Genomic DNA, 4,189 nt, shown 5'->3' on the forward strand with positions numbered 1-4,189 from the left:
GTATGGGAGCGAGTTGCTAGTCGGATATTTTATCCCTTGGTTTTTCTACCAATAGTCAACCCTTTCATCCTAACTTTTTTAGCTGCCTACAACGAAAACCCTGTACTTTTTCAATACCTAAAAAGGCTAAAGCCTTTGTATGTAAATGCTTTGATCTTTAATCAGCAAGTCCTAATTACTGACCTACCTGAAATTCTCAATTCTCAATTCTCAATTCTGAGTGCTGAATTAGGAATCATAATTACTGACCTACCTGAAATTGTCAAAAATAGAATTCTCAATTCTCAATTCTCAATTCTCAATTCTGAGTGCTGAATTAAGAATAATAATTACTAATCTACCTGAAATTGTCAAAAATAGAATTCTCAATTCTCAATTCTCAATTCTCAATTCTGAGTGCTGAATTAAGAATAATAATTACTAACCTACCTGAAATTGTCAAAAACAGAATTCTCAATTCTCAATTCTCAATTCTCAATTCTGAGTGCTGAATTAAGAATAATAATTACTAACCTACCTGAAATTGTCAAAAACAGAATTCTCAATTCTAAAAATCTAATTTGTTATTGGATTGTAAAGTATATCAATAGGATGCTAATCAGCTTGATTCAAAACTCTTTGAATTAAAACTATTACTGCTAAGGTTCTTGAGTTTCATAGCTGGGATAAAAATTTTTTGTAGTTTCGATAAAAGCTTAATTTTAGGATTTACAAGCATTTATTTACCCCCAAAAATGTTGATAAATAAACATTCAGCTCTTAGCAGTTACCGATCAGCTCAAGTCAAAACTATTGGCAGATTTGGATTTCAATTTTATCCATGTTCTAACACTTTTTTTGTAGTGCTATATCTCTAAGGTTCTAAGCTTTTATCCCAGGCATCAAACTTTTTTATAATGCAATAAAAGCTTAATTTTAGGAATTATAAGCATTTATTTACCTCAAAAAAAATTGATAAATAGGAGTGTTTTTTTTATGACGAATACTATTCAACCTGAAGCTTTAACTTTTGAGTGTGAAACAGGTAATTATCATACTTTTTGTCCGATTAGTTGTGTATCTTGGCTTTATCAAAAAATAGAAGATAGTTTCTTCTTAGTAATAGGTACTAAAACCTGTGGTTATTTCCTACAAAATGCCATGGGAGTAATGATTTTTGCTGAACCTCGTTATGCGATGGCTGAGTTGGAAGAAGGTGATATTTCAGCTAAGTTAAATGACTATGATGAATTGAAGCGTTTATCTTTACAAATTAAACGTGACAGAAATCCTAGTGTGATAGTTTGGATTGGCACTTGTACAACTGAAATTATTAAAATGGATTTGGAAGGTTTGGCTCCTAAATTAGAGTCAGAAATTGGCATTCCAATTGTAGTTGCTCGTGCTAATGGTTTGGATTATGCTTTTACTCAAGGGGAAGATACGGTATTAGCAGCAATGGCAGCTCGTTGTCCGAAACAAGTTTTAGAAGCAGAAAAAGAATCAAGAAATGGCATCCAAAAACTATTAAGTTTTGGCAGAAAAAAAGAGGAAGTTGCTGCGGAAAAATCTGAGTATGTTAATTATCCACCTTTGGTTTTATTTGGTTCTTTGCCAGATCCAGTTGTAACTCAATTAACTTTAGAATTGAAGAAACAAGGAATTAAGGTTTCTGGTTGGTTGCCTGCGAAACATTACACGGAATTACCAGTTATTGAAGAGGGATATTATGTGGCAGGTGTTAATCCTTTCTTGAGTCGTACTGCTACTACTTTAATGCGGCGTCGGAAGTGTAAATTAATTAGTGCCCCATTCCCGATCGGACCTGATGGAAGTAGAGCTTGGATTGAGAAAATTTGCTCTGTTTTTGGTATTGAACCTCAAGGTTTAGCAGAAAGAGAAAAACAAATTTGGCAAAATTTAGAAGATTATATTCAGTTAATTCGTGGCAAGTCTGTTTTCTTTATGGGAGATAATTTGTTGGAGATTTCTTTGGCTCGTTTTTTGATTCGTTGTGGGATGACTTGTTCAGAAGTTGGCATTCCTTATATGGATAAAAGATATCAAAAAGCTGAGTTGGAAATGTTGGAAAAAACTTGTCACGAAATGGGTGTGTCTTTGCCTAAGATTATTGAGAAACCTGATAATTATAATCAGATTCAAAGGATTTATGAATTACAGCCAGATTTGGTAATTACTGGTATGGCTCATGCTAATCCTTTGGAGGCACGGGGGATTAATACGAAATGGTCTGTTGAGTTTACTTTTGCTCAAATTCATGGGTTTACAAATGCTCGTGATATTTTGGAGTTAGTAACTCGTCCTTTGCGTCGAAATAATGCTTTGAAAGATTTAGGTTGGGATAAGTTAGTAAAGGAAGAAGCTAAGGTTTAATTGATAGATTTGTCGGTAGGAAAAATTCCTAAATTTTAGAATTTAGTTCTCAAAATAGTAGGGTGGGATTTTCTGGCTATACTAATTTTTTTTGAGTAGGGAAGTAAAAGACAACTCCCGCTTCATAGAAAAACTCCCCACTAGAAAAATTTTCATCATTTTACCAAGATTTAGCAGGGAGTCAGAAAAATCCTCTAGGGTGATTTTCGGAATTTATCCATTTTATTTGAGGAGGATATGAGGTGATAATTTTCTAGTTCTACTAATTTTTTTTGAGTAGGGAAGTAAAAGACAACTCCCGCTTCATAGAAAAATTCCCCACTAGAAAAATTTTCATAATTTTGCCAAGATTGAGACACCAAGTCAGAAAAATCCTCCAGGGCGATTTTCGGAATTTACTCATTTTATTTGAGGAGGGTACGAGGTGATAATTTTCTAGTTCTACTAATTTTTTTTGAGTAGGGAAGTAAAAGACAACTCCCGCTTCATAGAAAAATTCCCCACTAGAAAAATTCCCATTATTTTGCCAAGATTGAGACACCAAGTCAGAAAAATCCTCCAGGGCGATTTTCGGAATTTACTCATTTTATTTGAGGAGGATATGAGGTGATAATTTTCTAGCTCTACTAATTTTTTTTGAGCAGGAAAGCAGAAGATAACTCCCCTGATCATAGACAAATTCCCCACTAGAAAAATTCCCATTATTTTGCCAAGATTGAGACACCAAGTCCTTTGAGCCAGTTGGATAATTCTTCTTTTGTGACTGTTGCTGCACTAAATTGTGGGCAAGGTGGAAAAGCAATCATTACTGTCAAAACATTAGGACTATTAGGGTTAGGATCTTGAACAGATCGATTAGCAGCAGCAGCATGAGTTTCAATGTGGCATAAAAACTAAAAAATGCCCAGACTTTAAATTATATCCCGAATTAGAGGGCAAGAATTTCAAAGATTTTCTACGCCTTGTCGTCTGTCATCAATTAAAAAAAATTGCTTTTTCTTGTCTTTGTTCAACTTCAACTAATTGAATTTGAGATTCAGCAACTTCTACGGTGTCGTGTACAATTAAACCTTCAACACTGTAGCCTTCTTCTCCTTCAAACATGGGATAATGTTCAACAATTACCCCGACGCTACCTTTTTTGAGATTAAACTCAGGAATATCTTGAGTTAATTTGACTTGAGAAAATAGAGGAAATGTCATTTTTATCTCTCCTATGTTATGCAGGAAANCTTCAACACTGTAGCCTTCTTCCCCTTCAAGCATCGGATAATGTTCAACAATTACCCCGACGCTACCTTTTTTGAGATTAAACTCAGGAATATCTTGAGTTAATTTGACTTGAGAAAATAGAGGAAATGTCATTTTTATCTCTCCTATGTTATGCAGGAAATAGAGTAAGAAATTTAGTTATTTCTTCAGTAGTTATCCAAATCGTTTTGATCTTCAAAACTACCCCATTAGGACAATTCAATGACCCAATAATCTGATATTTTTGACCATATTTTGTTTTTAAAGTTGGTTGTGCTTCTAACGTTAAAATTTGTTCTCGCAAATCCTTCTCTAATTGTTGCCAGTTATCTAAAGTATAACCGCCCTGAGCTAAATATTGAGATTTATCATCTTTCGACAAAGGAATTAATAGATAATTGGTGAGTTTATCAGGAGAAATTATCGCATTTTGATTCAAATACATTTAACTAAAATCTAAAATAAACTAAATCAACTCACTTCATCATCCAATGCAGTTTTAAACCAAGGCAACACACATCTAATTTTCTGTTAATAAACCAGACATATTCAGTAACCTTTGATA

5 protein-coding genes are annotated in these 4,189 nt (G+C 33.7%); 2 read left to right on the plus strand and 3 right to left on the minus strand.

Annotation, left to right across the window (positions count from 1 at the left end; all coding sequences use genetic code 11):
* Both F6K40_RS07555 and F6K40_RS07560 read left to right on the plus strand, forming a co-directional pair.
* Window positions 1-315 (plus strand): hypothetical protein (locus F6K40_RS07555; protein ID WP_293133626.1); only part of this gene is annotated, 315 nt, incomplete at its 5' end.
* 660 nt (window positions 316-975) lie between these two features.
* Window positions 976-2,373 (plus strand): ferredoxin:protochlorophyllide reductase (ATP-dependent) subunit N, encoded by a 1,398-nt coding sequence (locus tag F6K40_RS07560; protein ID WP_293133629.1) that lies wholly within the window; start codon window positions 976-978, stop codon window positions 2,371-2,373.
* A gap of 194 nt (window positions 2,374-2,567) precedes the next feature.
* On the opposite strand, the gene F6K40_RS07565 is transcribed toward F6K40_RS07560, so the two are convergent.
* The 3 genes from F6K40_RS07565 to F6K40_RS07575 all read right to left on the minus strand — a co-directional run bounded on the left by F6K40_RS07565 (window position 2,568) and on the right by F6K40_RS07575 (window position 4,069).
* Window positions 2,568-2,732, minus strand: a complete 165-nt coding sequence (locus F6K40_RS07565; RefSeq protein ID WP_293133632.1) for a hypothetical protein — start codon at window positions 2,730-2,732, stop codon at window positions 2,568-2,570.
* 616 nt (window positions 2,733-3,348) lie between these two features.
* Window positions 3,349-3,738 (minus strand): DUF4926 domain-containing protein, encoded by a 390-nt coding sequence (locus F6K40_RS07570; RefSeq protein ID WP_293133635.1) that lies wholly within the window; start codon window positions 3,736-3,738, stop codon window positions 3,349-3,351.
* Window positions 3,739-3,754: 16 nt separating this feature from the next.
* Window positions 3,755-4,069, minus strand: coding sequence for a DUF6883 domain-containing protein (locus F6K40_RS07575; RefSeq protein WP_293133638.1), 315 nt, complete (start codon window positions 4,067-4,069; stop codon window positions 3,755-3,757).
* Window positions 4,070-4,189 lie beyond the last annotated feature (120 nt).

This window comes from Okeania sp. SIO3I5, from assembly GCF_010672085.1.
Taxonomy (GTDB): domain Bacteria; phylum Cyanobacteriota; class Cyanobacteriia; order Cyanobacteriales; family Microcoleaceae; genus Trichodesmium.